This window comes from Schaalia vaccimaxillae DSM 15804, from assembly GCF_000420425.1.
In the GTDB taxonomy this organism is placed as follows: domain Bacteria; phylum Actinomycetota; class Actinomycetes; order Actinomycetales; family Actinomycetaceae; genus Pauljensenia; species Pauljensenia vaccimaxillae.
Genome location: NZ_ATUX01000008.1, coordinates 99,363 through 124,456 on the forward strand (window position 1 = coordinate 99,363; position 25,094 = coordinate 124,456).

General features: G+C 59.1%; 22 protein-coding genes. 11 read left to right on the top strand and 11 right to left on the bottom strand.

The features are described from left to right. Nucleotides 1-2 precede the first annotated feature (2 nt). Together G439_RS0107360 and G439_RS0107365 are read right to left on the bottom strand one after the other, a co-directional pair. The gene (locus tag G439_RS0107360; RefSeq protein WP_022868541.1) at nt 3-1,259 is read right to left on the bottom strand and encodes a geranylgeranyl reductase family protein; all 1,257 of its coding nucleotides are present in this window, start codon (nt 1,257-1,259) and stop codon (nt 3-5) included. Nucleotides 1,260-1,507: 248 nt separating this feature from the next. Beyond that, on the bottom strand, nt 1,508-2,227 hold the full coding sequence (locus tag G439_RS0107365) for a class I SAM-dependent methyltransferase (RefSeq protein WP_022868542.1): 720 nt from the start codon (nt 2,225-2,227) through the stop codon (nt 1,508-1,510). A 57-nt stretch (nt 2,228-2,284) separates the two neighbouring features. On the opposite strand from G439_RS0107365, the gene G439_RS0107370 reads away from it, so the two are divergent. Continuing rightward, a complete protein-coding gene (locus tag G439_RS0107370) occupies nt 2,285-3,538 on the top strand; it encodes an isochorismate synthase (RefSeq protein ID WP_022868543.1) in 1,254 nt (417 codons plus the stop codon). A gap of 136 nt (nt 3,539-3,674) precedes the next feature. On the opposite strand, the gene G439_RS11515 is transcribed toward G439_RS0107370, so the two are convergent. From G439_RS11515 to G439_RS11525, 4 genes are all read right to left on the bottom strand, one after another. Continuing rightward, nucleotides 3,675-5,426, bottom strand: a complete 1,752-nt coding sequence (locus G439_RS11515; RefSeq protein WP_243442565.1) for a S1C family serine protease — start codon at nt 5,424-5,426, stop codon at nt 3,675-3,677. Between the two features lie 63 nt (nt 5,427-5,489). Next, nucleotides 5,490-7,325, bottom strand: a complete 1,836-nt coding sequence (menD, locus tag G439_RS11520) for a 2-succinyl-5-enolpyruvyl-6-hydroxy-3-cyclohexene-1-carboxylate synthase (RefSeq protein WP_131333578.1) — start codon at nt 7,323-7,325, stop codon at nt 5,490-5,492. After that, nucleotides 7,322-8,377: an o-succinylbenzoate synthase gene (locus tag G439_RS0107390; RefSeq protein WP_022868546.1), complete on the bottom strand. Its 1,056-nt coding sequence runs from the start codon at nt 8,375-8,377 to the stop codon at nt 7,322-7,324. Before G439_RS0107390 ends, menD begins: the two co-directional genes overlap by 4 nt. Continuing rightward, nucleotides 8,374-9,924: a beta-galactosidase trimerization domain-containing protein gene (locus tag G439_RS11525; protein ID WP_022868547.1), complete on the bottom strand. Its 1,551-nt coding sequence runs from the start codon at nt 9,922-9,924 to the stop codon at nt 8,374-8,376. The genes G439_RS0107390 and G439_RS11525 overlap by 4 nt, the downstream gene beginning before the upstream one ends. A gap of 277 nt (nt 9,925-10,201) precedes the next feature. Between G439_RS11525 and G439_RS0107400 the strand changes: the two genes are divergently transcribed. After that, nucleotides 10,202-11,182, top strand: coding sequence for a 1,4-dihydroxy-2-naphthoyl-CoA synthase (locus G439_RS0107400; RefSeq protein ID WP_022868548.1), 981 nt, complete (start codon nt 10,202-10,204; stop codon nt 11,180-11,182). A 211-nt stretch (nt 11,183-11,393) separates the two neighbouring features. Here G439_RS0107400 and G439_RS0107405 read toward each other — a convergent pair whose 3' ends face one another. Continuing rightward, a complete protein-coding gene (locus G439_RS0107405; protein ID WP_022868549.1) occupies nt 11,394-12,992 on the bottom strand; it encodes a L,D-transpeptidase family protein in 1,599 nt (532 codons plus the stop codon). Nucleotides 12,993-13,072: 80 nt separating this feature from the next. Continuing rightward, nucleotides 13,073-14,515 carry a L,D-transpeptidase gene (locus G439_RS0107410; RefSeq protein WP_022868550.1) on the bottom strand — a complete coding sequence of 481 codons (1,443 nt, stop codon included), beginning with the start codon at nt 14,513-14,515 and terminating at the stop codon, nt 13,073-13,075. A 200-nt stretch (nt 14,516-14,715) separates the two neighbouring features. Between G439_RS0107410 and G439_RS0107415 the strand changes: the two genes are divergently transcribed. The 3 genes from G439_RS0107415 (at nt 14,716) to G439_RS12880 (ending at nt 17,728) form a co-directional block, all read left to right on the top strand. Next, the gene (locus G439_RS0107415; RefSeq protein WP_022868551.1) at nt 14,716-16,035 is read left to right on the top strand and encodes an AMP-binding protein; all 1,320 of its coding nucleotides are present in this window, start codon (nt 14,716-14,718) and stop codon (nt 16,033-16,035) included. A 95-nt stretch (nt 16,036-16,130) separates the two neighbouring features. Next, on the top strand, nt 16,131-17,021 hold the full coding sequence (locus G439_RS0107420; protein WP_022868552.1) for a 1,4-dihydroxy-2-naphthoate polyprenyltransferase: 891 nt from the start codon (nt 16,131-16,133) through the stop codon (nt 17,019-17,021). A gap of 143 nt (nt 17,022-17,164) precedes the next feature. Continuing rightward, the gene (locus G439_RS12880; RefSeq protein ID WP_022868553.1) at nt 17,165-17,728 is read left to right on the top strand and encodes a phospholipase; all 564 of its coding nucleotides are present in this window, start codon (nt 17,165-17,167) and stop codon (nt 17,726-17,728) included. A gap of 154 nt (nt 17,729-17,882) precedes the next feature. On the opposite strand, the gene G439_RS0107430 is transcribed toward G439_RS12880, so the two are convergent. The 3 genes from G439_RS0107430 to G439_RS0107440 all read right to left on the bottom strand — a co-directional run bounded on the left by G439_RS0107430 (nt 17,883) and on the right by G439_RS0107440 (nt 19,168). Then, nucleotides 17,883-18,551 carry a histidine phosphatase family protein gene (locus G439_RS0107430; protein ID WP_022868554.1) on the bottom strand — a complete coding sequence of 223 codons (669 nt, stop codon included), beginning with the start codon at nt 18,549-18,551 and terminating at the stop codon, nt 17,883-17,885. Nucleotides 18,552-18,761: 210 nt separating this feature from the next. Then, nucleotides 18,762-18,860 (bottom strand): 30S ribosomal protein bS22, encoded by a 99-nt coding sequence (locus tag G439_RS12410; protein ID WP_003792170.1) that lies wholly within the window; start codon nt 18,858-18,860, stop codon nt 18,762-18,764. 89 nt (nt 18,861-18,949) lie between these two features. Continuing rightward, entirely contained in the window at nt 18,950-19,168 is a 219-nt protein-coding gene (locus G439_RS0107440; protein WP_026459503.1) for a helix-turn-helix domain-containing protein, read from the bottom strand. Nucleotides 19,169-19,460: 292 nt separating this feature from the next. Between G439_RS0107440 and G439_RS0107445 the strand changes: the two genes are divergently transcribed. The 6 genes from G439_RS0107445 (at nt 19,461) to G439_RS0107475 (ending at nt 25,072) form a co-directional block, all read left to right on the top strand. After that, nucleotides 19,461-21,065 (top strand): TrkH family potassium uptake protein, encoded by a 1,605-nt coding sequence (locus tag G439_RS0107445; RefSeq protein ID WP_022868556.1) that lies wholly within the window; start codon nt 19,461-19,463, stop codon nt 21,063-21,065. Nucleotides 21,066-21,212: 147 nt separating this feature from the next. Continuing rightward, the gene (locus G439_RS0107450) at nt 21,213-21,884 is read left to right on the top strand and encodes a potassium channel family protein (protein ID WP_022868557.1); all 672 of its coding nucleotides are present in this window, start codon (nt 21,213-21,215) and stop codon (nt 21,882-21,884) included. A gap of 155 nt (nt 21,885-22,039) precedes the next feature. Further along, the gene (locus G439_RS0107460) at nt 22,040-22,351 is read left to right on the top strand and encodes a hypothetical protein (RefSeq protein ID WP_131333580.1); all 312 of its coding nucleotides are present in this window, start codon (nt 22,040-22,042) and stop codon (nt 22,349-22,351) included. 74 nt (nt 22,352-22,425) lie between these two features. Continuing rightward, nucleotides 22,426-23,160, top strand: coding sequence for a hypothetical protein (locus tag G439_RS0107465; RefSeq protein ID WP_022868560.1), 735 nt, complete (start codon nt 22,426-22,428; stop codon nt 23,158-23,160). A gap of 175 nt (nt 23,161-23,335) precedes the next feature. After that, nucleotides 23,336-23,620 (top strand): hypothetical protein, encoded by a 285-nt coding sequence (locus G439_RS0107470; RefSeq protein WP_022868561.1) that lies wholly within the window; start codon nt 23,336-23,338, stop codon nt 23,618-23,620. Between the two features lie 177 nt (nt 23,621-23,797). Continuing rightward, a complete protein-coding gene (locus tag G439_RS0107475) occupies nt 23,798-25,072 on the top strand; it encodes a hypothetical protein (protein WP_131333582.1) in 1,275 nt (424 codons plus the stop codon). The last annotated feature ends 22 nt before the right edge of the window (nt 25,073-25,094 follow it).

The window sequence follows — 25,094 nt, forward strand, 5'->3', positions numbered from 1 at the left end:
GTTCATGCGGCAGACACCATCTTGGAGAGCATGGTGATCAGACGGTCATCGAAGTCTCCGCCTGAACGCTCATAGCCGTCGGACAAGAGCTTGTGAACAAGTTTCATCAGACGCGGGATGGGCAGACCGTAGTAGGTGCACATCCGCATAATCTTCGGGTTCTCAATGAGAGCCACAAAGATGCGTCCAAGCTGGTAGTAGCCGCCGTATTCATCGCGCAACATCTCGGGATACTGGCTCATTGCTCGGTCGAATCCGGCGCGCGAGGTACGGACAAGGGCCTGGCTGATGCAGTCGGCGGCGTAGCGTCCGGCCTTCATGGCCGGTGCGATACCTTCGCCGTTATAGGGCGACACCATGCCGCCGGCATCCCCAACTAGGACCAGGCCGCAGCTGTAGTGGGGTTTGCGGTTAAAACTCATAGGCAAAGCGGCTGAGCGCAGCGTGCCGATCTGGTTTTCGGGGGTAAATCCCCATTCTTGCGGGAGGTTAGCTGTCCACTGTTCGAAGACTTGCTTGTACGGCAGGGTAGTTGCGTTAGCATTCGAAGCCACCGATCCCAGACCGACGTTGACGATGCCGTCTCCCATGGGGAAGATCCAGCCGTATCCGGGAAGAAGGTCAGATTCGTGTGGCTTGCCGCTCCACAGTTCCAGGTGCGATTCCATGAATTCTTCGTCGCCACGAGGAGACTTGAAGTAAGCGCGCGCGGCCACACCCATCGGCCGGTTCGTCTTCTTTTCGATTCCGAGGCGGGTTGACAGGCGGGCAGCCACTCCCCCACAGTCGGCAACAAGTTTGGCGTGGATCGTCAGTTGTTTAGCGGATGCGCCGCGTCCCGTTTTAGCTTCAACGCCAATGACTCGACCCGATGCGTCGGTCAGAGCGCCGGTTACGGTCACTCCCTCGTAAAGGCGAGCGCCGGCCTCAACAGCCCGTTGAGCCAAAGCATGGTCGAGGTCCATGCGGGCGCGAGTCATTCCGTATCCGGGCAGGGACTTCGAATCGGGCCAACCCATGGTGACGGTGTGTCCACCACCAATGACGGTCAGGCCTTTGTTTCTCATCCATCCGATGGTGTTGACTCCCATGAGGATGAGTTCGTGAACTGCTGCCGGCGTCAGGCCATCTCCGCAGATCTTGTCGCGAGGGAATGCGTTCTTTTCCAGGAGAATGACGTCGATTCCAAGGGCGGCCAGGTGATATGCGGTGGAGGATCCAGCGGGGCCAGCTCCGACGACAACGACGTCAGCGGACATGTCTCCTGCCAGGTCGGGGACCAAGGCTTCCTCCCGGTTCAGACGCAGCCAGAAGCTGCGCAAATGTGCATGGTGGCGCGGTGTGCACTTCACCGCGGTCCAATTAGGAACCCTAACCTCACTTAGCCGCCATCTAGGAACCGAGCCCGCCCTCGTTGATTTACCGCGGAAAAAACGGCATGAGAGACGTGATTGAGGGACCTAATTCCGAAAGATTAAGGTTCCCTAATTTGCGACCATGACGCTGGTCACGGCAAAGGCTTGCGGGCTCGATGCAAAGCGGCAATACCACCCGTGAGATTGCGGTATTCGACCTCGGCCCAACCGTTGTCGCGAATCATCTGCCCCACGGCCACCTGATCGGGCCAATCCCGAATGGACTCAACAAGGTAGTCATAAGCAACGTCGTCAGAGGAGGCAACCTTGGCCAACACTGGCATCACCGTCGACTGATAAGCGGTGTACAGCGAACGGAAATACTTGTTCGGCGGAGTGGAAAACTCGCACACCACCAGACGTCCCCGCGGACGCACAACCCTGACCATCTCACGCAAAGCCTTGGCAGGATCAGGAATGTTGCGCAGACCCCAAGAAATTGTCACCGCATCAAAGGAGGCTTCCTCGAAGTCCAAGTCCATTGCATTGCCCTGGACGAATTCGATTTCCGGGTGACGCTGGCGCCCGACCTCGATCATGCCTTCAGAAATATCGCAGGCCACGACTTCAGCCCCTCCGGCTGCAAGAGCTGCTGAAGAAATACCCGTGCCAGCAGCCACATCGAGGATGCGTTCACCTGGCCTGGGTGCCACCGCTTTGCGCAAAGCAGTCATCCACACGCGATCCATGCCACCCGTCATCAAGGTGTCCATGAGGTCATAACGCTGCGCGACGTGGTCAAACATCGAAGCAATGTCAGTCGTGGACTTGTTGAGATCTGCGCGCAAAGCGCCCTTGGCTCCATCAGTCATAACGCCATCATCCCACGCCGAGCCGGATTGGTGCGCACCTGCGACTACGATGGACGCATGCTTGAAGCGTCCGATCCTGCTACGCCCCTGCACATCAGGGCCTTCCGTGTACCTTCGGACCTGCCTTTTGCTGATGTTCCCCTCCTGAGCCTTCTGCCCGAATCTGCCGCCCCCCTCGTCTGGTTATCCAAAGAACGTTCGATGGTCGGTTTTGGACGCGCAGCCCACCTCACATTTGGCGGAGATCATGCCATTGGGGATGCAGGACGGGCTTTCAACCAGCTCGCAGAGGCCTCGACAGTGGAGGCTCCAGATTCAGCTCCAGCCGTACCTGTAGCGTTTGCCTCCTTCGGCTTTTCGCCCTCCACGCCCTCGGTGCTGGCCGTCCCAGAAATCCTCATCATTGACGACGAGGACGGCCGATGGGCCGTGAGTGCTTCCTCGACGGGGCCCGCGCCTGATCCGCTCTCGATCTTAGGCAATATCTGGGGACATATCCGCCCTGCAGCAGCTCCGACGGGATTGCGCACAGATGTGGGAAAGATGACGCAGGACGAATGGACGGCCTCGGTTCAGACCATGAGCGAACGGCTGCGTGCGGGAGAAGCGTCGAAAGCTGTGATGACTCGCGACCTGCCAGTTTTGGCGGATACACGAATTGACGAGCGTTTCTTGCTGTCGCGGCTATCGGATCTTTATCCCGACACATGGCGATTTTGTGTCGACGGATTAGTGGGGGCAACTCCAGAGATGCTGGGCGCTGCCCACGCTGGTCGTTTGGAATCACGGGTCTTGGCCGGTACGGCTGCGCCGGGTGCAGGGGATTCCCTTATGGAGTCAGCCAAGGATCGCAGCGAGCATGAGCTAGCTGTGTCTTCAGTGGTCGATGCGCTGGCCCCCCTTGTCTCCGACCTGTGTTTCGCCGACACACCTTTCGTTTTAGATCTGCCGAACGTGTCACACCTAGCCACAGATATTTCTGCTTCGCTCAATGGGATTGGGTTGTTAGATACGGTCGAGGCGGTGCATCCCACTGCTGCGGTGTGTGGGACTCCTCGGATAGATGCTTTACGTCTTTTAGGTGAGCTTGAGCGGACAGAAAGGGGCCGCTACTCGGGTCCTGTTGGGTGGATCGACGCTGGCGGCGAGGGCGAGTTCGCCTTGGCTTTGCGCTGCGGCCAGCTTGAGGATGATGGGCGGACTTTGCGCCTCTTTGCAGGCGGCGGCATCATGCCTGATTCTGATCCTGAAGCCGAGTTGGCGGAAACCCGAGCCAAAATGAAGCCCCTCCTGGACGCCCTGGGCCTCTAAGCCTGCGTCCCCCTCGTCCCTCCCGCGAAGGACGCCCATAACTTCGCCGAGGGACGCCCAAAACTCTCCCGAAGGACGCCCATCCTTCCCACGAGGGACGCCCATCCTTCCCACGAGGGACGCCCCTCGGGAACTTCTAGCTCTGAGATTGCAGTACCGCGGCCACTTCCTGCTGCTCGCCCTCACGAACGAAGGTGATCGTCACTTCGTCGCCTGCGACATAGCGACGAATGTAGCCTGTGAGTTGCTTAGACGACGAGACCGCCGATCCGTTCACCGCAATGATCGTGTCTCCGACCTTAAGGCCAGCCTCCTGCGCCGAACCACCAGAGACCAGTTCCGCAATTTCAGCACCGGCCTTGGTCGCGCCGTTAACCTGCACTCCAGCAGTCCTAACAGAAACACCCAAAACCGCATGATCGACCGAACCGGTGGCAATGAGCTGATCGGCCACAGAGCGCACCAGGTCAACGGGAATAGCAAAACCCAAACCAATTGATCCAGCAGAAGTCGACGAATCCGACGAAGACGACATCGATGCAATCGACGAATTAATGCCGATCACCGCCCCCGTTGCGTCGAACAAAGGCCCGCCGGAATTACCCGGGTTAATCGACGCATCAACCTGGATCGCATTGGTAATCACCGAATCCGAAGTTGTCGTGGCCTGTTGGCTTTGCAAACCCGGCAGCTGGCCGAAAGGATCCTGCGGGTTGGTCTGCTCGGACTTGTCTTGCGTTGACACCTCAACGGGGCGATCCAGCGCCGAAATAATGCCCGTCGTCACCGTGTTCGATAGACCTAACGGTGCGCCGATCGCCATAACTTCTTCGCCAACAGCCAGACCGGAAGAGGACCCAAAGTTGGCGACCGTCAGATCCGATGGCGCGTCCATTAATTTAATAACGGCAAGGTCGGTCGTCTGGTCATGGCCAATAACCTGAGCGTCGTAAATGCGCCCATCAGCCAGTGTCACTTGGACGGCTCCATCGCCGGTCAGCGCCGAGGAAATCACGTGGTAGTTGGTGACGATGTGCCCCTCGGCGTTATAAATGACGCCTGAACCGGTACCCGATGATGATGACGAGGACGCGGCAATCGTCACGACTGCTGGCGAGACAGCCGCCGACACTGCTTGCCAGTCTGCGCTTTGACCCGTCTGTTCCACGGGCTGGACCGTTTGAGCTTGGGTTGCAGACGAAACCGTCGTTGTTGTTGACGAGGCCGAACCCGCGGTGCTGGCTCGGTTGTTGAAGACAGCCCACGATCCACCAACAGAAACGAGGGCGGTGACGACCATGGCGGAAGTTAAGGCGAGCCAGCCGGGGCTCGACTTCTTCTTGGATTTTCGGGTTCCAACGGCGACGGGGGCAGATAGTCCCGCGGGCGGAGCGGGAGGCGTTTGAGTCGAGCGCTCCGCGGCGGGCTGCCACTGTCCGAGGGGCTGGTGCCATTGGGCGGTGGGCTCGCTCTGCGCCGCGGTCGGCTGAGGCTGCGAACTGACAGCCTGGTTCTGGGGGCTAGCCTGTTGCAACTGCGCCGCCGACTGATCAGCTGTGGAGCCCGGTTGGACCTTTGAGCTCTCAGCTACACCTGCAGGCTGATCTAACGAGGCGCTTGGCTGACTCCAACGAGCCAGCGCTTGTTCAGCGTGAGCGCCACCGGTTGACTGTTCGCATTGTCCAGCAGAAGGCGCTGGCTGCGGTTCATGCTGCGATGCATGAGGCTCAAACGCGCGGGGTTCGGTCACGCGAGGTTCGAACGCATGGGGTTCGACTGGCTCGGTCATAGCCGAGTTTCCTTCGCCTTGCGGATTCCACACCTGGTCGGGCGAGGGCGCCGGCCACTGCGGTTGCCCAGTTTGTCCGATTGGATTCTCTTCAGTCATCACTGCCTCTTTCAGGACGCACATTCATGCTTGATGAAACAAGTGTGTACCCGTTCCATAAGCTCACGCTGGAGGTTTTCTGAGAGTCTGCTGTGACGATGGCCGCGGGTGTGCGACCTGCCTCACTGCACGGAAAAGATCAGGTTGGCGAGGTGTCACCACGTGAATCACCCGAATGCCACGACCACCGTTATCCCCACCACTGAACACTCTTGAAGCACGCGCGGTTAAGACTTCCCTTAAAGCTTCATTCGACGTTACCGACACATATTCGCAGTGATAGGCCCGCGCCAGCCCCTCAATCGACGTCGATTGAGGTGTGGCAAACCACCTTTCAAAAACATCGCGATATTGCTCTTGACCATGTTCAAGTCCGGCGAAGATTCCCCCGCCGTGATCATCCACAACCACCACATCAAGGTTGGGGGCGGCCTCGTCCTCGGGAATCGACAACGCACCCACATCATGGAAGAAGGTCAGATCCCCCATAACTGCTGTTGTCGGCCTGCCAGTAGCCACAGCAACCCCCACGGCCGTCGCAATTGTGCCGTCGATCCCCGCCAGCCCACGGTTGGACACCACCGGACGAAGCGCCCACTCCTCAACACCCAGGTCAAAAGCACGCACCGAGTTAGACGCCCCCAAAACCAGCGGACCGTCGGTGTACGAAGCAACAATGCGAGCAATCGACACAACCGAAGGAGCATCATCTTCCGCCAACTCAGGCAACCCGACCAGCGCCTCGGACACACGCGAAGCCTCCTGCTGCCACTTCTCGAACCATTCCTGCGCTCCCTCCGGCACTGACCACGACGAGCTAGGCGCAGCAAGGCCAGCCACCACCACATCAGCGCGACCAGCAACATCGGCCCACTCAGGCGCTCCATCGACCACGACAATGCGAATATCCGGCCTAGCCAAAAGCGCCGAAACTGGACGAGACAAAGTCGGACGCCCCGTCACAATCACCTGGCGAATTTGGGGAACTAACTGCGAGGACGACAGCAGCGCCTGCTGGAAAGCAACGGCTTCGGGAACACCAGTGAGCCCACTTGTCGGCTCTGCAAGGATCGGGATACGGGCCCGGCGCGCCCACTCACGAGCCTCAAGATCAGCGCCATCACCAGCAACAATGACCGTCTCAGACTGGGCATCAACCGCCCTCTCCCACGGACAAGGCTGCGGCTGACTACGCCAAATGAGGGGGATTCGAGGCTCATCGGCCACCCGGGCGGCCCCCTCGGCAGGAGTCAGCGGATCACGCAAACCCACATTGATCTGGACCGGCCCCGCAGTCCCAGACGGCGCTCCCACGGCCGCAGCCACAGCCCTCGAAACGATTGCAGCCAACCGATGATCGGCCTCGACGCCAGCAGGAACATCCCACACGCCACGCACATGTGACCCAAACATTCCCGGCTGATCAGTGGTCTGCGAAGCCCCAACTCCACGCATCTCGAAAGGCCGATCGGCCGTGACAGTGATGATTGGCAGACGCGCATGGTAGGCCTCAGCAATGCCCGCATGCAATTCGGCTACAGCTCCACCACTGGTGGTCACCACCGCCACAGGCGAGGCCGCACGCACGCCCTCGAGAATCCCAGATTCGCTGCAGGCGCGCGCCTCTACGAAAGCCGAACCACGTGACAGCCCCACGGCAAGAAAAGCCGCCGAACGCTCATCAAGACGCACATGCGCGCGCAAGATCCCCCGGCCCAAGAGGGCATCCAACGCGTAAGCGAAGGGAGCGCTACGAGATCCAGGGCAGTACACAACGTCGCGCACTCCGGCCGCTGCAAGGGCCTGCAAGATCATCGAAGCCGCCAGAATCGAGGGGTTCTCACCAGCTGCCGCCTCGTCCGACCGGTTGCCCGCCCCAAGGCTGTCCTGCCTCATCATTTTGCCTCCCGCGCCAATAGGTGCATGCTCATCGCATCCAGACGGCCGATCCAACGGCCCACAATATCGAGTTCGCACGGCGTTGAGTCGACCAGAGCCAGGTCGGGTTCAAGCAGGTCCACGCCAATCTGACCATCCTTGGGGATCAGCGGACTGGTCACCACGTCGGCAGCCAAGAGTTGAGCCGTGGCCAATCCGCAGGCCCGCAGTTCTCCTGGTAGCGCGGCGGCAGTGCGAGCGGCAATAGATAGGCCGACGCTGGTTTCCAACGCTGAAGAGATCACCACATCCAACCCGGTGTCTGCAGCAATCTGCAATGCTCGCGATGGGCCAGCCAAGGGCGCAACTTTAATGACCGCAATATCGGCGGCCTCGGCCCTGGCCACGGCGATGGGATCTTCCGCGCGTCGGATTGACTCGTCGGCGGCAATAGGCACGTCAACTCGGCGCCGCACAGCTGCAAGGTCTTCAACCGTTGGGCAGGGCTGTTCGACGTATTCCAATCCCCCGACCTGGGCGGCAGCCGCATTGAGTTCGTTGATCGATGCAACGGCCTCATCTTTATCCCACGCGGCGTTGGCATCGACGCGGAGCCTCGCTGTACTGCCGACGGTTGAATACAGGGCGTCGGCCACTGCTTCAATGCGCTCCACGTCTTGGGCGAGGCTGGATCCGGGGTCTGCAACCTTGACTTTGGCGGTAGCGCACTCGCCCGAGGCTACAACCCTTTCGTAAGCAGCTTCAGGGCTTTGCACGGGGATCGTCACGTTGACGGGCACACGGTCGCGGATCGGCGCGGGCACGCCCTCGCGTGCTTCTTCGAGGGCGGCGCGCAGCCACAGTGCGGACTCGGCGGCCTCGTAATCCCAAAATGGCGCGGCCTCTCCCCAGCCGGCTGAGCCGCGCAGTAACAGTCCGTCGCGGCTAGTGACGCGGCGGAAGCGCGTGGTCATGGGGATTGAATAGACGAGCAGGGCCTCAATTCCGTCGAGGGCTCGGCGCACGTGCGTCGGCAGGGAGTCGAGGTTGATGCGAGTGAGTTGAGCGGTCATTGGACCGTCCTCGTCTGGGCGACGACGAGCGCCGACCTGGGAGCCAGCAGGACGTGTCCAGTGCACTCTGCTCCAGACATTAAGTCAGTGCCGCTAATTCCGGACAGTTCGCGGGCTTTGTCGCCGTGATTGAGCAGGAAGAGGATGTTTCCTCGACGTTGGGCTTCAACTCCATCGGGCAACTCGGCGAGGACGGGTTGGAGTCGGGCGTGGGCGGCTAACACCCGCACGAGGGCAGCACGCGAAACAGCGTTCAAGTCACAGGCTGCATACCACGCTGCGCCACCTCCTGTATCGGATCGGCGTCGTGTAACTGCAGGTCGGCCGGCGAGGTCAGCGCCCGCGCCTCGCCCATCGTAGGTGGCCACTATGTCGATGTTCGCTGGCCACAAGGGGTTGGGGTCGTCCGGGTCAATACCGTGGCCAACGGGCAAGATGTCCTCAACCCACGTTCCGGCGCGCAAGTCTGGCATGGGGGTCGCGATTGCATCAAGGGCACGCAGGAGTGGCGAAGAGTCCGAGGTCAGGCCGATCCATGTTTGCGCTGCGGGGGTTCCCACTGCTCGAGTCAGCCGATTGACGAGGACGGCCGACGCATCATCTGCCCAGGCACTTCGTGCTGGGTGATCGGCGCTCGCTGTGCAACCGACGACACGCACGCCCAATAGCGTCTTGAGCGAACCAAGGTAGCCGCCCCTGACGGTTTTTCCTTCCGGGCTGACCGTTCCGGTTGGGCCTTCCACGAGTATCTGGGACCCTGCCTCCACGGCGCGAGCCAAATTTCGGGCGAAGACTGGGTCGTCTACCGCGACTGCTGGAACGATCACCAGCTTGTAGCCGTCTAAACCAGCATCACGGGCCACAATATCTGTGGCGAAGCCCGCTTCCCACAAGGTCCGGTGCCACGCTTGGGCCCTCTCCTGGTGGCGAGCAGAATCGGAGTCGACAACAATGGCGACGTCGGCCTCGTATGTCTGGCCTTCAACCGAGCCCAGCCGTGCCAACGCACGAACTAGGTCCACGGTTTCTCGCCAAGAGCGCGAGACTCGGCCGACCTCGGACACCGAATCTGGGGGGATCATCCCTAGGACCCGTCGGCTTGCTGTCCTCGCGGATTCTGAGGCAACGCTCTTTGCGACTGTTCCAGCTGCTGCGCTGAGGTTCGCGGAGTCGGCATGAGCTTCGGCCCCACCCAAGATGACCGCACCGTCATTCTGCGCAACTTGAGGGATGAGCACTCCGTCGGTACCACGAGCGATCAGCGCCATAGTCCACAGCAGCCGTTGCCCCGGTCGGGCGGGGGGCGAAGGGAACTTGACGAGCCAACGCAGTCCGCCTCGCTGGCCGCGGGTTCGGTCGCCAATCCATGCCAGGCTGTGAGCTGTCGCAGGATCAGCCGGATCGACCTGCGCCTCGACGATCAGACTCGAATCGAGGTCGAGTGAGGTCGGTTCGAGGACAATATCGTCTTCGAACCTTAGCTCGTCATTGCCTTGGCATGAGTGGATTGTCAGAGGCCAGAAAGCCTGCGGTGCTGTGTGCGCCATGGCCTCTAGCCTAGTCGGGGTCGCTTCAAAGCTGGGCTTGGCAAGGTGTTGCTTTGGTGCTCAAGTCCTCGGAGAGTTGTGAGTTGGGCCGAGGCCGGGGTTGTGAGTTGGGTCGAGGACGGCCCGGCTCGTCTGCAAATCGCCCCCTGGGAATGTATGGGCTCTGTAAAGCACGCTTGGGCGTCCCTCGCGGAAGTTTTGGGCGTCCCTCGCCAAACTTATGGGCGTCCCTCGCGGATGAGGGCTGCACCGCAACCGGGAAAGTAGGCTAGCTCCCATGAGTGCACTGCCTTTCGTATCCGACACCTTCGATCCAACCCGCTGGCGTGAAGTCGGGGGCTTCGACTTAACAGACCTGACCTATCACCGCGGAATCAGCCGCGGCCTCGCCCTCGACGGACGCCCAGAAGGAGCCGACATGCCGGTGGTCCGCATCGCATTCGACCGGCCCGACATCCGCAACGCCTTCCGGCCTCACACGGTCGACGAACTGTACCGATGCCTCGACCACGCGCGCATGACCAGCAACGTTGCCGCGATTATCCTGACGGGAAACGGCCCCTCCCCCAAAGACGGCGGCTATTCCTTCTGCTCAGGGGGAGACCAGCGTGTGCGCGGTAACGACGGATACAGGTACGAGGTCGAGGGCGCAGACGAGTCAGCCGAAACCGCGCAACGCCGCGAACAAGTGGATCCAGCGCGCGCGGGGCGCCTGCACATCCTCGAAGTGCAGCGGCTCATCCGCACCATGGGCAAGGTTGTCATTGCTGCTATTCCAGGCTGGGCCGCAGGAGGCGGCCATTCTCTGAACGTTGTTGCTGATCTGTCCGTTGCCTCCCTGGAACACGCGGTCTTTATGCAAACTGACGCCAACGTTGGGTCCTTTGATGCCGGTTACGGGTCAGCGCTGTTGGCCAGGCAGGCTGGGGATAAGCGAGCGCGCGAGATCTTCTTCCTCGCGGAGCGTTACGACGCAGAAACTGCCGAGCGCTGGGGCGTGGTTAATCGGGCAGTTCCCCACGCTGATCTGGAAAAGACTGCCTTGGAATGGGCGGCGACGGTTGCGACGAAGTCACCCCAGGCAATCCGGATGCTCAAGTTTGCTTTCAACTTGGCCGATGACGGTATGGCAGGTCAGCAGGTGTTCGCCGGTGAGGCCACTCGCATGGCCTACATGACGGCCGAGGCGCAGGAAGGCCGCGATGCTTTCTTGGAACACCGCGCACCCAAGTGGGATGCATACCCGTACTACTACTGAGCAGTACCCGTACTCCTACTGAGTAGGCCAGGGGTTCGGTCGGCTAGCATCACGGGCTCCATCTGGGCCTGACACGAAGTGGTGCGTAAGAGGAGTGTGCCGGGAAGGAAACGTCGTCTGGCGTAGTACTTCGTGCGCAAAGACGAGGGCGCGCCGCAGCTTCGGCGTCCCTCGCGGAGAACGGAGAGGGGAAGGGGAAGGGAGGAAGCGGTTAGTGGTGGGTGACGACGGCGGTGCCCAACTCGTTCCAGTCGTACATCCACTTCGCCTCACCTACAGGCAAGTTGATACAACCGTGCGATGTCCGGTCTGAACCAATACCAAACTGAGACACCCAGGGTGCGCCGTGCATCGCGTAAGACCCCGTGAAGTAGGAAACCCACGGCACATCCTTTGCGCAATATGGCCACTCCGGGGTGCACCCCATATCCTGTTTCTGGTACTTCAAGTACACGTGGTAAGTGCCAGTCACAGTCTCGTATCCCGGTCCACCGTGATTCATCGCCACCGGTCCATGTACCACAGTCTGACCCTCGTAGGCGGTCAGAGTTGAAGCTGACAGATTGATATCCACCCACTTCTCACCCTCGTGCATGGGATAGACATATCCCTCATGCCCAGCCATCACCGGCTTGTCCTCAAACTCCGGTTCGACATCCTCGTAGTCGAAGTCTCCTTCATAAGGCTTGCCTGCCGACACCGCGGCCACGATCTCATCGCGAACCTCCTCAGCGTTTATCACCCGCAGGCCTTTGGTTCCCGGGATGGACTCGACCAAAACTTCACCCGCGGCATTGACATTGCGAACACCGGGTTTGGCGGGCACATTCGTTGACTCGGCCGTTGCCTCAACCCACTCGCTCACCTTCTGAGGATCAACCGCGACCGACGCCACTGTAGAAGCGTTGCCAGAGACTACGGTCTGGACAGCAACAGGCTGGGCCTGTGCAGAACCCGCACCTGCTTTGTCTACATCCCCAGACTGTGCCTTGTCCGCTGACTGATCCTCACCACCGGACTGATTCGCATCAGAGGACTGCCTACTTTCCTGACCAGCTGGATCATCGATCACCGGCTTGGGGAACACGATCCAGCCGGCTTTCGTCGCCGCATCGGCCTCGAAGGTATCAATGCCATCCGTAACAGTCACAGCGGAAGCAACCAATTTGTTCGCTTCAGCAGCCAAAGCCTTTGCTTGCTCATCAGTGACAGTTGGCTGCACATCCTGCGCATCAAGCTCATGGGTTGACGCCACCAACTGTGCGCCAGCATCCACCGCGATCTTCTTCAATTCGCCAGCATCAATACCCTTGCCAGGAACCCCTGGCGACACTGTGAAAGACACTCCATCAGAGGAAAGAACAGGCTGAGCCTGAACTACTGCAGGCCCCGCGTGGCGCGCCAATTCCTCGGCCCGCTCAGCGATGGTCGCGTCATCAACTGACACAACAACGGGAGTCTGCGTGGCCGAAACCAGCGCAGTAAAACGCTTCAAAACCGACGAGTTTGCGGCAAAGACTGCGTCAGCCGTTTGGACTTCATCAACTTTGACACCCAAGTCGGTCAGAGAAAACTGCGTGTCAACCCCGGCCACATCAACGGTGACTAGGGTGTCTTTGGCACGTTGAGCAATCTGGGCTTCAACCTCGGCGCGCGTCAGGCCTGACACGGATTCGCCTGCAACGCTCGTGCGAGGCAAGGCCACGTCGTCGTAGTGCAGTGCGTAGGCCGTTCCGCCTCCGACGAGGCCGAGGGTGACGACGGCTGCTGCGCCGCCGATCCACAGTTTCAAAGATCCATCAATGGGCATAGTTAGATCCTAAATAAACAGGGCTCCCTCGGGAACCCGAGGGAGCCCTATTGACGTGAGATGCGCCGCTTATTCCCCTCTTAGTAGTGAGAAACGACGACTGTGCCCATCTCCGACCAGTCATAAATGAACTTGGCGGCATCCACCTGCATATTGACACAGCCGTGAGATCCACCTGGCCCCGACCAACCGAAGGACGACCTCCACGGGGCACCGTGGAAAGCATAGGAGCCGGTGAAGTAGGAAACCCACGGCACATCCGGCGTCACATACTTGGAGCCGTCTACGTTCAGTCCGCGCATCGTCTGCTTCTGGTACTTCAGGTAGACGTGGTAGGTGCCCGTCACGGTAGGAGTCTCGGGCGCTCCCGGGACCATATAGAAGGGGCCACCCACTGCCTTGCCGCCCTCGTATGCGGTCACAGTGTTGCTAGAAAGGTTGAGGTCGATCCATTTTTCGCCTTCGCCCGCCTGGTAAACCAGGTTCTCCGAACCTTCGGCCACACGGCGTTCCTCATACTCGGGTTTGACCTCGTCGTAGTCGAAATCCCCAGTGAAGGATTGGCCTGAAGTCAAAGCTGCCACAACTGCCTCGGCAACCTTGTCCGCGTTATTCACGCTCCAACCCGACACGCCTTCCTTGGCAACAGACAAAACTTTGCCTTCGGAATTGACGTTGTTAATGCCCTTAGTGGCCTCAACATTGCTGGCTGCGGCAGTCTTTTTCACCCATTCAGTGATCTTTGTCGAATCGAATGAGGGGTCAGCCAGCGTTCCATCATCGGCTTGCGAGATAGACACCCACGATGCTTTATCTGCAGCGCTTGCTGTGAACTCTTCAATGCCGTCAGAAATGACCACATCTAAAGCAACCAAAGCATTTGCGCGGTCGGCAACCGCTTTCGCATTCTCGGTTGTGACGGTAGGTGAAATCTCTTCAGCCTCGATGGTGACAGCCGCCGAAGCCAGAGACTGGGCAGCACCCTGCAAGACCTTGGCCACAGCCTCTCGGGATGCACCTGAGCCTGTCACAGCCTGCGTTGCTACGAAAGATGCGCCATCTTCAGACGGAGACACTGCAGCATCTTTGACGTCTGAACCTGCGGCCTCGTTGACCTTGTCTGTGAACGCCTCGAGCGCTTCGTTGTCGTGAAGGAGCACGGGCTCAACCGAGTTCTTAGAAAAGATCGCAGAAATCTGAGAACCGAAGGACTTATTTGCTTTGAAAACCTCATCCGCAGTGGCATCCGCATCCACGGAAACGCCGCCCTCGGCCAGAGTTGTTTCAACCGACTGTTCGTTCAAAGACACGGTGACTACGGTTTGGGCGACACGGTCGTTGATATGCGCCTCGACCTGGTCACGCGTCATCCCCTGAACCGATGTGCCGGCAACGGACACGCCAGGCAGAGCTTTGTCCTTGTAGTTCACGGCGTAGGCCGCCATAGAACCGACGACGAGCAGGACCAGTGCCACAGCGGCACCGATCGCCCATTTCACCTTGGATGACAGTGTTTTCAACATCAGTGGACATGCTACTGGGGGCCTCGGGTGCTTTCTAGGCAAGCACGTGTCCTGGGGGTGCGCAATCAGACACATCCACCGGCCCAGGGCGTTAAAAATCTTTACCCCGATGTCACTTTCGACGCCAAGCCGCCGTACCCTATGCCTTGTTACTGCTGTTCGAGGGCGTTTGACGCGCCCGAAACCCCAGGAGGTCGGTCATGTCCACGCCCCGAATGTTGGTTGTTCCCGGAGGAACTTCCATCGGAGCCGTCGCCCTGGCCAACGCCTCCATCCACAAAATCGTGGAGCTGTGGGAAGAACGACAAGAAGAACCCGATCATCCGGCGCCCCACACCATCACAGTCCTACGCGACCCCAATGAAGCGGCCGTCAATACTCTGCGCAATTCCCAGGCCACGCCCCAGGAGGCTTTCCCCGCCGACAAATACCCTGAACTCCAAGAGAGACTCGCGGACCCGCATTTCTTCGACGGGATCGATCTCATCGTCCCCACGTCGGGCTCTTCGGCAGGAGTCCCCCGCCTCGTCGGCCTCTCGATCGACGCTCTCATCGCCTCAGCCAGAGCGAGCGAGGCCGCCCTCGACGGTCCTGGCCGCTGGATCTTGGCGCTACCGACCCATCACATTGCGGGCGTCATGGTGCTGTTGCGCGCAGCTGTGGCGGGAACCAACCCCCAATTCGTTGACACCTCCAACGGCTTCAACCCAGCGGACATGCTTCCTGCCATCAACGGCGCAACCCAGGACGTGGACACGCCCTCGTACACATCTTTGGTGCCGACCCAGCTCGCTGCCTGTTTGGATGCTGGCGACGAGGTCGTGGCGGCATTGACGAGGCTGTCCGCAGTCCTCGTTGGCGGATCAGCAATCGACGCTGACCTGCTGACTTCGGCCCGCGAGCGCGGTATCAACGTGGTGACCACCTATGGGATGACGGAAACCTGCGGCGGCTGCGTCTATGACGGTTTCGCTCTGCCCGGTGTGACTGTGCGCGCGGTGGATCGTGATGGCCGCTCACGTATCGCAATCTCTGGGCCGACACTCATGACCCGCTACTTGGAAGGCGAATCTCCCACTTTTGACGAGGACGGGCGGCGCTGGCTCCTCACCGGCGACGTCGGTTCCATCCGCGCTTCCGGCCAGCTGGTTGTTGAAGGGCGGGCAGACGATGTCATCGTTTCTGGAGGTTTATCGATCTCTCCGCAGCAAGTTCGCGCCCCCATCGTTGCTTCTGGCGAGGTAACCGATGCCTGGGTCATTGGGACGCCGGACGAGAAGTGGGGCCAGGTTGTCACTGCCGTCGTTGTCACCACGCCTCCGACCAACGCCGACGAAATGGACGCTTTGGGAACACGCGTTCGCGAGGCCGCAGCTAGCGTTGTTGGCCGCGTGCAGGCTCCACGGCGAGTTGTCGTTGTTGACGCCTTGCCTATGACTGACCTTGGCAAGGTTGAGCGCGCAGCTACCATGGAGCTCGCCGAGGCCGCGCGCGGGACAATTCGAGACTGGTGGCGCTAAGAGGTTAGCTCTGAGTCGCAACCATGCCTGGTGGTTCGCGCGAGCCTGCTCAAGTTTGAGTAAGGCGCAGCAGGCTAGAGATGCAGGAGGGGACAATGGCCAGCTTTTCCGACTGGGTCGAGGGCGCGCGCCTGCGAACTCTTCCGGCAGCCTGCGCGCCGGTCATCGTCGGTTCGGCGGCTGCCTATGAGCTCGATAGTTTTAACTGGGCGCGGGCTGGGCTGGCGTTGGTTGTGGCCCTCGCCCTGCAGATCGGAGTCAACTACTCCAACGATTACTCCGACGGGATTCGCGGCACAGATGCGAATAGGCAGGGGCCCGCACGTTTGACGGGCGGCGGTTTGGCTTCACCGCGTAGCGTCTTGGCAGCCGCTCTGAGTTGTTTCACGCTGGCTGGGATTGCCGGCTTGGCTTTACTGTGGGTGTCTGGCCAATGGGTGTTGGCCGTTGCTGGAGTCGCCGCTGTTATTGCCGCGTGGTTTTACACGGGCGGGAAGAACCCTTACGGATACATGGGCATTGGGCTTTCTGAGCTGCTGGTGTTCGTGTTCTTCGGATTGTTGGCCTGCGTGGGAACGACGTGGACGCAAGTACAGTCGGCTCCTTGGTGGTTGTGGTTGAGTGCTTCGGCTTTGGGTTTGATGTCTGTGGCGCTGTTGATGGCCAATAACATTCGCGACATTCCCACCGACACGGTGGCCGGCAAACGCACGGTCGCAGTGCGGTTGGGGGAAAAGGCTTCGCGTGCAGTATTCGCGGCGTGTTTGCTGGTATCTGTCCCCGCTCTCATGGTGTTGGCTTGGGTAGCTGGGGCGACCTGGACAGCGTGGGGATACGGGGTTGTCTGCCTGGTGCTGGTTATGCGTCCGCTCTATCCGGTGTTGTCCGGTGCTACTGGCAAATCGTTGATTCCAGCGCTGCGCGACACGGGGCTTTACACGTTGGTGTGGTCGGCGCTGGCGGCACTCGCCCTCGTCGCGTCCTGAGCTATTCCCTTCACAGCGCCCATCCCTCTCCCCACCCCGCGAGGGACGCACATCTTTCCCGCGAAGGACGCACATATTGCACAGCGTCAGCAGACTCCGGCTCTGCCCGCGACTTTCACAGCTAAAAGCCATAGACTCCGTGCGTGCTTCGAATCCTCCTCGCCCTCGTCTGGATAGCGGTTACCGTGTACGCAATTGCCGACTGGCTGCGCACCTCCGAGGAAGACACCCCTGCGCGCCTCAACCGGCAGATGTGGATGCTCATGATCATCCTGACAATCCCTATGTATTCCCTGGGCTCGATTGCATGGATCGTTCTGAAGATCATCGCGCGAGCAGAAGAAAACGGCTCTGCAGCAACGGGAGGCGGACTCTTTCGTCGGCCAAATCGCCCAGCCTCACAAACACCAGTAGCTCCCGACGACGACCCAGATTTCTTGTTCAAGCTCGAACGCGACCTTCAACGAAAAAGGCGCGAAGAAGAAGCGCGCAAAGACTCCCAGACAGTAGAAGCGTCATCAGTTCAAGAGTTCTTTGGCGAGGACGAGCAGAACCTAGAGGACGACACTCAGGATCCTGAATTCGAAGACTGCCTGCCCGATGGCTCGGGCGCAGCTAGAGCAGATGACACCAACGAAACAGATGTATTTGACGATTCAGGCGACGATGCCTCCGAAAACGGTTCTAACAGCAACACGCCAAACTGAGACGGCCTCGGCTGGTGGCGAGAATGCCCCAGAAAACGGTCCCAACCGCGACCGTTCTTGCCTCGCCTCTCATGCGTGCACACCATGGTACGGACGATTTTCTTCACCGAGACAACCACACAGCATGCCAGCCACTCAAAGCGCTGGGCGCACCTCACCGTTTGAGTGCGGCCTGGGAGTCTCCCGGAGTCATGTCAGCTGCCTGGGCAACAAGATCAGCAGCAGGCTCTTCGTAGGTAATCTCTACGAGTGTGTTTCCAGTGAAGGTGAACGAGGTAATTGACCCCAGTGAGCAATGCCGCGACCAGGGAGCGTGCGCCAATCCTTGCCTGCGGGCGAAGCGCGTCAAAGTGGTGATCGGGTTTTGGTGTGAGACAACCAGGGCTTCCCGACCGCGCACCTGCCGAAGGACACCCGATACCGCGGCACGCATCCTTGAGGCAATATCGACATAGGGCTCCCCCCAGGACGGTTTAACCGGATCGATGTAGTACTTCCAAACGCTAGGCTTGAGCAACAGCGAACGGTCAGAGTTCACAGGCTGGCCTTCAAAAACGTTGCCGGCCTCGATCAGTCTGGGATCGCATTCCACATCAAGACCGTATGCTCTCGCGGTCGGAGCAGCGGTCTGGCGGGCACGCTTGAGCGGTGAGGCAACGACTCGCGCAATGTCGGCTTGGCTGGATACCAGGTGATCAGCTGCTCGCTGCGCCATGGCATGTCCGAGGTCAGTCAATCCAAATCCGGGGAGCCTGCCGTAGAGAATGCCATCAGGATTATCGACTTCTCCGTGACGCATGACGTGGATGGTGGTCGTTTCCATAGATCAAGTGTGGCATGAAGACCATGTCCACCCGCAAAACAGACACAGTCCCTGATCGGCTACTCACAGCTGGTTAGGGAAATCGTTGGAATATCAACAATTGACAATTTGTCCTTGGCGCTGCAGCAGCACGACTGTGTCTAATTCTGCGGGTTAACCGCGACAGCTTAAAAATTCGGGGCCCGACGTTCTCGCCGGGCCCCGTGAAGGTCACTTCTTGTTACGACGCTGGTGACGCGTCTTGCGCAGCAGTTTGCGGTGCTTCTTCTTCGCCATACGCTTGCGGCGCTTCTTGATAACGGAGCCCATGGGGTTCCTCCCTCGCTGTTGAATCCGTGGCGGCAGAGGTACTACCGCTATTGAAGTCTCATGCCCCGACGGGCATAACGCCGATCATCCTACCCGTTAGAACCGGCAGCCTTAACATCGGTGTGATCAGCAATACCCATTCCGAGCATCTGCGACACTGCCGCCTCTGGAACTCGGAAGCTCTTACCGACACGAATCGCAGGCATTTCACCACTGTGAATAAGGCGGTAGACCGTCATTTTGGAGACGCGCATGATGTCCGCCACTTCAGCAACCGTCATAAAACGGGGTGTTGCCTGTTGGTTCATCGACGACTCCCAGAAAAACTCGTGGTGAGGCGTTCGGAACCCTGCGTCCAATGCTTTGATGGCCTCACACACATACTACTGCCAGGACACCATTAAACTGCAAGTTCGCTGAATGATCTCAATAGTGTCGAATTGGCCGCTCCTCCCCTACCATGAACGAGCACAATCAATACTAGAAACACCGCAAACGCGGCAACGTTGCACATATCGTAAAAGGCCGCAGCGCCACGTACACCGCGGCACGATCAACACCCGCCATCAAAAAAGAGGACTGCGCGAAAGGATGCGGTACATGGACTTCAGGCCAAAGCGCCGCTCCGGGGCCTCCGACCATTTACCGTTCTCTGCCCGATCCGGCTCCTCACCGCGCTCTAGCTCCTCGCGCCATTCGCGCCCCAACGCCCGCGAACTGATCGCCTCGGGCAAGACCGCGAGCCAGCCGGTCAATCCCGACGAGTTCGTTGCCAATCCGACCCCGAGCCCAGTGGTCCGTCCCGTCGCAACGTCTAACGAGGACGCGCAGGTGGTGCTGGGTAGTTCGCGTCTTGATCGGATGCGCGGTTGGATTGTGCGCCAGGCCCGCTATTCGCCGGCGCGCCTCGCGCTGGGGGTATTTGCTGCAATCATCGTGCTCATCACTGCGCTTTTGAGCCTGCCAATAGCAACGAATATGAAGAGTGAAAGCCCCTTCGTGGATACGCTCTTCACCGCTGTTTCGGCGGTGTGCGTCACTGGCCTAACCACGGTGGACACCGCAACCTATTGGACTCCTTTTGGTCAGGCAGTCATTGCTTTAGGCATCATGATCGGCGGCCTGGGTGTCATGACTTTGGCGTCGATCCTGGGGTTCGCTGTCTCACGCCACTTGGGCCTGACCCAGCGAATGCTGGCAGTCCAGGAAACTGGTTCTGATTCGATGGGCCAGATCACCAACCTCATTAAGGCGGTCATCGCAACGTCGCTGACGGCCGAGTTTGTTTTGTTCCTGGTGTTTTTGCCGCGTTTCCTGACGATGGGCGAGCCGTTGGGGAAGGCAATTTGGGAGTCGATTTTCATGTCGATCTCGGTGTTTAATAACGCCGGGTTTGTCATTGTTGTCGGCGGGTTGGCGCCGCATGTCAATGACTGGTGGATGTTGATGCCGATCATCCTGGGAACGATGGTGGGCGCCCTGGGTTTCCCCGTTATTCAGGATTTGGCGGCCCGTTGGCGTACGCCGGCTCGCTGGGCATTGCACACGAAGCTGACCTTGTCGGTTTACATCATTTTGATGTTCGTCGGCTCGATCATGTTGGCGTTGACTGAGTGGACGAATCCGGAGACTTTAGGTGAGCTGGACACGCCATCGAAGATTTTGAACGCTTTGCTTGCTGGCGTGAATTCGCGTTCGTCGGGCTTGTCGGCGGTGGATGTGGGTGTCATGCGCCCGCAGACGCATTTTGTGCAGGACATTTTGATGATGATCGGCGGAGGTTCGGCGTCAACGGCTGGCGGCGTGAAGGTGACGACTTTCGCGGTGTTGGTGTTGGCCGTGGTTGCTGAGGCGCGCGGAGACCAGGATATTGAGACTTTCGGGCGGCGTATCCCCCCGTCGGTGGTACGCCTGGCTGTTGCCGTATCGTTGCTGGGTTTGGCAATGGTCGCGGTGTCGGTTGTGGTGTTGCTGTCGTTGACGAATTATTCGTTGGACGTCATTTTGTTCGAGACAATTTCGGCCTTCGCAACGGTTGGTTTGTCAACTGGAATTACTCCGACTTTGCCTGATGCTGCGAAGTATATTTTGGCGTTGTTGATGTTCTTTGGTCGCACGGGCACGATGACCATTGCGGCTGCGTTGGCCTTGCGAGAGCGTTCTCGCGTGATTCGTATGCCGGAGGAACGTCCGATCATCGGCTGACCGTCCTCGCATGATTGCCGAGGGCGGCCCCACTTGCGTTTACCGGTCCAAGGGCGGGGCATCTGGTAAGCGTGTAACGAACGAGGGCGCGCGTTCACTTCTGACGACCGGCCCGGGTATGAGCGTGGATCGTGGAACAATAGGCGTATGGCAGCTGAAGAGAAGGATCTCGCGTCGGGAACCCTGGTCATTGGTTTGGGGCGTTTTGGCGCCGCGGTGGCGGTGACTTTGGACAAGCTTGGGTATGAGATCTTGGCCGTTGAGAAGAATCCTGCGCGCGTCCAGTCTTTTGCGGGTCGTTTCCCTCTGGTTGAGGCAGATACAACCTCAATTGAGGCTTTGGAACAGTTGGGGGCTCGCGAGTTCCGGGCGGCTGTTGTTGGTGTCGGTTCGTCTTTGGAGGCGTCGGTTCTCATCACCGCAAACCTGGTGGATTTGGGGATCAAGTCAATTTGGGCGAAGGCAACGTCGCGTGAGCATGGCAGGATTTTGCGGCGTATCGGCGCCCACCACGTGATTTATCCGGAATTTGATGCGGGTCAGCGGACCGCCCACTTGGTCGGTGGCCGCATGGTTGACTACATCGAGATGGAGAAAGATGGCTTTGCCATTATGAAGCTGCGCCCGCCCAAAGAGGTCAGTGGTTTTACCCTTGCAGAGTTGGATTTGCGTGGGCGTTATGGCGTGAATGTTTTGGCTGTTCAACGTCCTCAGAAGCGTTTCGAATACGCAGATTCGACGACTCGTATTCACCCCGAGGACGTGATCATTGTGTCGGGTGATGCAAAGTTGCTTGAGTATTTCGCGAATCGCCCTTAAATCTGACGGGATTCATCAATGGGATTTTGGGACTTTTTCAAGAGCCACGGCACGGTTTTGAGGGCTCCTGTTCCTCGGATTTTTGATCAGGCAACTTTTGTTCCGGGTTCTTTGTGGGTCCGTGTTTCTCATGACGGTTCGTGTGTTGTTGAGCCTTGGCCAACACCGTCACGCAACGACGCCACCTTCCAGGGGTGCCTGGAGACCGCTATGTGGCGTTGACGGCGGCTGTCAGGGTTGGTCAGACGTGGCTTAAGGCTTCTCCCGGCCCGGCTGATTTGCGAGGACGGGTAGCAAGTTGGAGGGTGTGGCCGCTTGAAGATTGGGTTGGTCCTGCGCAGGCACTGGCCAGTCAAGCGTGGCAGGAGTTGGGTTTTGATGTGCCATCTCCTGGCGAATCGCAGCCTTTCTTCGCATCCCTCGACATCGCCCGGCCTGCTGCTTGTGACGGTTTGACTATTGACTGAGCTCGCATTCGGCTGGTTGTCGGAGAGCCTTGGGCGGCCTCACATCCTTGGGTCGAGGTCGACGCTTCGCGTCCGTGGGCAGATTTTTTGAACGCTGGCATGAGGTTTTGCCTCTTCTTGGTTTTACGCCCAACCAGGCGTTGCAAGCGCCCTCGCCCTCGGTGGATGTGAACCATCTTTATGTCCGCGGCGAGTGGACGAAGACGATTCCTCCGCGCGATTTCCAGCCTGATCCTTCCAAGCACATTCCAGATTGGGGTTTGTCTGGCGAATGGCATCCTATGAGCAAAATTCAACCTTTTGCAGACAGTGACGTGAGGATCCCTTGTGTGTGGGTGTTGAATTGCGACGGCTCGTATCAGCCGTTGTCGAAAGGCGCAGCCGGGTATATCACGGACGAGGATGTCGCCTTTTCTTCGGAGGTGGTCTGTGCAGTGAAAGTGCATCTGGCGGTCACTCGACCGGACAGTAAAACTCTTGTGTGTGAAGCTGCTTCGAAGCGTTTCTACAATGTGTACCCGCAGTTGGACCCGGCCTCGATTGATGCGCATGCAGCGGATTCGTTCGCTGCGCTATCTAACGAGGAGGCACGCAGTTGGGGTATTGCGTCGTGGGGACGCGATGGCGCTCGGGATGCGTTAGTTGAGCGTGACAGCGGGTTAACTGTTCACGCGTCTTTCATTGGGGTTGGCCCATGGCAGGGTCATGCCTGCATTGTTCCGTTGCCGCTAGGGGCGGATTTGTCGGAGCTTTTTGCTCACCCAGATTTAGTGAGATCAGCTTTGCGACAGGTGGCAGCCCAGGCGTGATCCCGTATTTCAGCGACCACGCTGAGGTAGTTTCGCCCAGAGCTCACTCATTGCCGAGCCCCGATGTCTATCGAGCTCAGCAACGCTGATCCCATCTTCCAACACAGCGCTATTGAAGGGGAGATAATGGCGCTAAGCCCTTCGCTTCCGTCTGCTTGGGAAAGCACCCGCACATATGCCTGAATCATCCGACCCCAGCAAGCCCGCTAAGACATCGAATTTCTTTCGTTGGACGCTCGTACTCACGGCGCTAGCGTTCATTATTGGCATCGTTTTGGCTGTGCGCTTCGCGATGAATCTGCCGCCCGATGCCCACCGTCGGATACAACATCGCACGCCTTTTGTGATCGCACTAGCACCACCGGCATTGGTGTTTGTTACTGGAGCTGTTTTGTATTCTCACAGGCCTGTCCCATACGATCCAGAACTTGATGACGAGGACGAGGACGAACTGGCCTAGCCGCACGAAGACAGTAAGGGAATAACGGTTCCACGATTGGCGCACTCGAGCGCCTTTCAGTCGTGAGCCCTTTCCAGAGTCCAGTGCTGTTACCTGACCGGCACAGATAGACTCGTTGAAGCATTGAGCTCACCTGGATCTGGTGAGGACGGGTTAACAGAAGATTGTAGGTGATTCATGAGATCTATATTCCACCGTCTGCGCTGGGGCAGGCCTCGGCACGCCTCAGCTTTGGCTTTCCCCATCCCGTCCATCTTCAACCAAGCCTCCTTTCCTCCAGGTTCTTGCTTCGTAGCAGTATTGGATGACCATTCCGTTGCCGCCCTCCCGTGGCCAAAAACTCATGCGGGCGATCGGGTGCTGAGCGACGAGGTCTTCATGCCAATGCAAGCGATCCAAGCCGCAGTGTTGACCACGGCTGTCCTCATCGACAAAACATGGTTAGTGGCCTCTTTCCACAAGGGAGCTTCACCAGAATCAAGCACCTGGACGATCTGGCCTTTAGAGGATTGGGCTGGAGCTGCGCGTACATTATCAACTTCGGAATGTGCATCGTTAGGATTACCGATTCAACAGACTTCAGTCCCCACGCCCCTTGTTATCAAAGCGTCTCGGCAGGGAATTTTCCCCAGGATTTCAGCTGCTCGCATTCGTGTAACGACTGGCAACCCTTGGGCCATGTGTAGACCCACAATCAGTGTTGAGCCTGACAATCCGTGGAGTAACCTGGATTCGAATTGGACCTGGCTCCTACGCGCCTTGGGGATCGATAACTCTCCCCAGATGGAGGTGGAAGCCGGACTACAGGCCAATGCTTTGATCTTTCGACGGTCATGGGAGCCTCTGCTCGCGTCAGCGCGCGCCGCCCAGGCAACTCGGCACGGTACGCTGCCCGGTTGGGGGCCGGACTCGTCCTCGTGGATCGAATCAGTGGTGGGGTCACCGCGCATACCTCACACCGTCGCCTCAAGCTTGCCCTGGGGTCTGTGCCAGGATGGAACGCTTCGCCCTCTTTCTGCCAGAATCATCCACCCGGACGCCCGTCCAGCTCCCGTAGGTCCGCATCCTGATTTGGCGGCAGCATGCTGGGTTCACTTAATCGTACGAAAAGGGAAACGCGCCTTCTGCGCAGAATCTTTCAATCCGGATCAATACTGCGTACTCCCGCAAACTTTCCAAGTTCAAATGCCAGATGGTTCAATGACGAAAGCCGACGAACCTTGCTCAGCAGAGATGGATGCCTGGGGTTTTTCGTATCACAGGACTCGAGACACCTGCCAAGCCAATATGCCTCGTTCACAAGTTGATGAGGTCTATGCACGCGTCGTGGGAATCGGCCCAAGCGAAGGCCGAACTCGGATCACGCAGCTACCCGCAGGTAGTGACATCTCAAGAATCATGAGTGATTCTTCGAAGCTCCGCGCAGCCCTGGTGGACCTACTCGAACCCTAGAGTCCTAGACGGTCACTTTACT

Coding starts and splice junctions, on each gene's coding strand:
- G439_RS0107360 (WP_022868541.1), bottom strand. CDS start 1,259: ATGTCCGCTGACGTCGTTGTCGTCGGAGCTGGCCCCGCTGGATCCTCC.
- G439_RS0107365 (WP_022868542.1), bottom strand. CDS start 2,227: ATGACTGATGGAGCCAAGGGCGCTTTGCGCGCAGATCTCAACAAGTCC.
- G439_RS0107370 (WP_022868543.1), top strand. CDS start 2,285: ATGCTTGAAGCGTCCGATCCTGCTACGCCCCTGCACATCAGGGCCTTC.
- G439_RS11515 (WP_243442565.1), bottom strand. CDS start 5,426: ATGACTGAAGAGAATCCAATCGGACAAACTGGGCAACCGCAGTGGCCG.
- menD (WP_131333578.1), bottom strand. CDS start 7,325: ATGATGAGGCAGGACAGCCTTGGGGCGGGCAACCGGTCGGACGAGGCG.
- G439_RS0107390 (WP_022868546.1), bottom strand. CDS start 8,377: ATGACCGCTCAACTCACTCGCATCAACCTCGACTCCCTGCCGACGCAC.
- G439_RS11525 (WP_022868547.1), bottom strand. CDS start 9,924: ATGGCGCACACAGCACCGCAGGCTTTCTGGCCTCTGACAATCCACTCA.
- G439_RS0107400 (WP_022868548.1), top strand. CDS start 10,202: ATGAGTGCACTGCCTTTCGTATCCGACACCTTCGATCCAACCCGCTGG.
- G439_RS0107405 (WP_022868549.1), bottom strand. CDS start 12,992: ATGCCCATTGATGGATCTTTGAAACTGTGGATCGGCGGCGCAGCAGCC.
- G439_RS0107410 (WP_022868550.1), bottom strand. CDS start 14,515: ATGTTGAAAACACTGTCATCCAAGGTGAAATGGGCGATCGGTGCCGCT.
- G439_RS0107415 (WP_022868551.1), top strand. CDS start 14,716: ATGTCCACGCCCCGAATGTTGGTTGTTCCCGGAGGAACTTCCATCGGA.
- G439_RS0107420 (WP_022868552.1), top strand. CDS start 16,131: ATGGCCAGCTTTTCCGACTGGGTCGAGGGCGCGCGCCTGCGAACTCTT.
- G439_RS0107430 (WP_022868554.1), bottom strand. CDS start 18,551: ATGGAAACGACCACCATCCACGTCATGCGTCACGGAGAAGTCGATAAT.
- G439_RS12410 (WP_003792170.1), bottom strand. CDS start 18,860: ATGGGCTCCGTTATCAAGAAGCGCCGCAAGCGTATGGCGAAGAAGAAG.
- G439_RS0107440 (WP_026459503.1), bottom strand. CDS start 19,168: ATGAACCAACAGGCAACACCCCGTTTTATGACGGTTGCTGAAGTGGCG.
- G439_RS0107445 (WP_022868556.1), top strand. CDS start 19,461: ATGGACTTCAGGCCAAAGCGCCGCTCCGGGGCCTCCGACCATTTACCG.
- G439_RS0107450 (WP_022868557.1), top strand. CDS start 21,213: ATGGCAGCTGAAGAGAAGGATCTCGCGTCGGGAACCCTGGTCATTGGT.
- G439_RS0107470 (WP_022868561.1), top strand. CDS start 23,336: ATGCCTGAATCATCCGACCCCAGCAAGCCCGCTAAGACATCGAATTTC.
- G439_RS0107475 (WP_131333582.1), top strand. CDS start 23,798: ATGAGATCTATATTCCACCGTCTGCGCTGGGGCAGGCCTCGGCACGCC.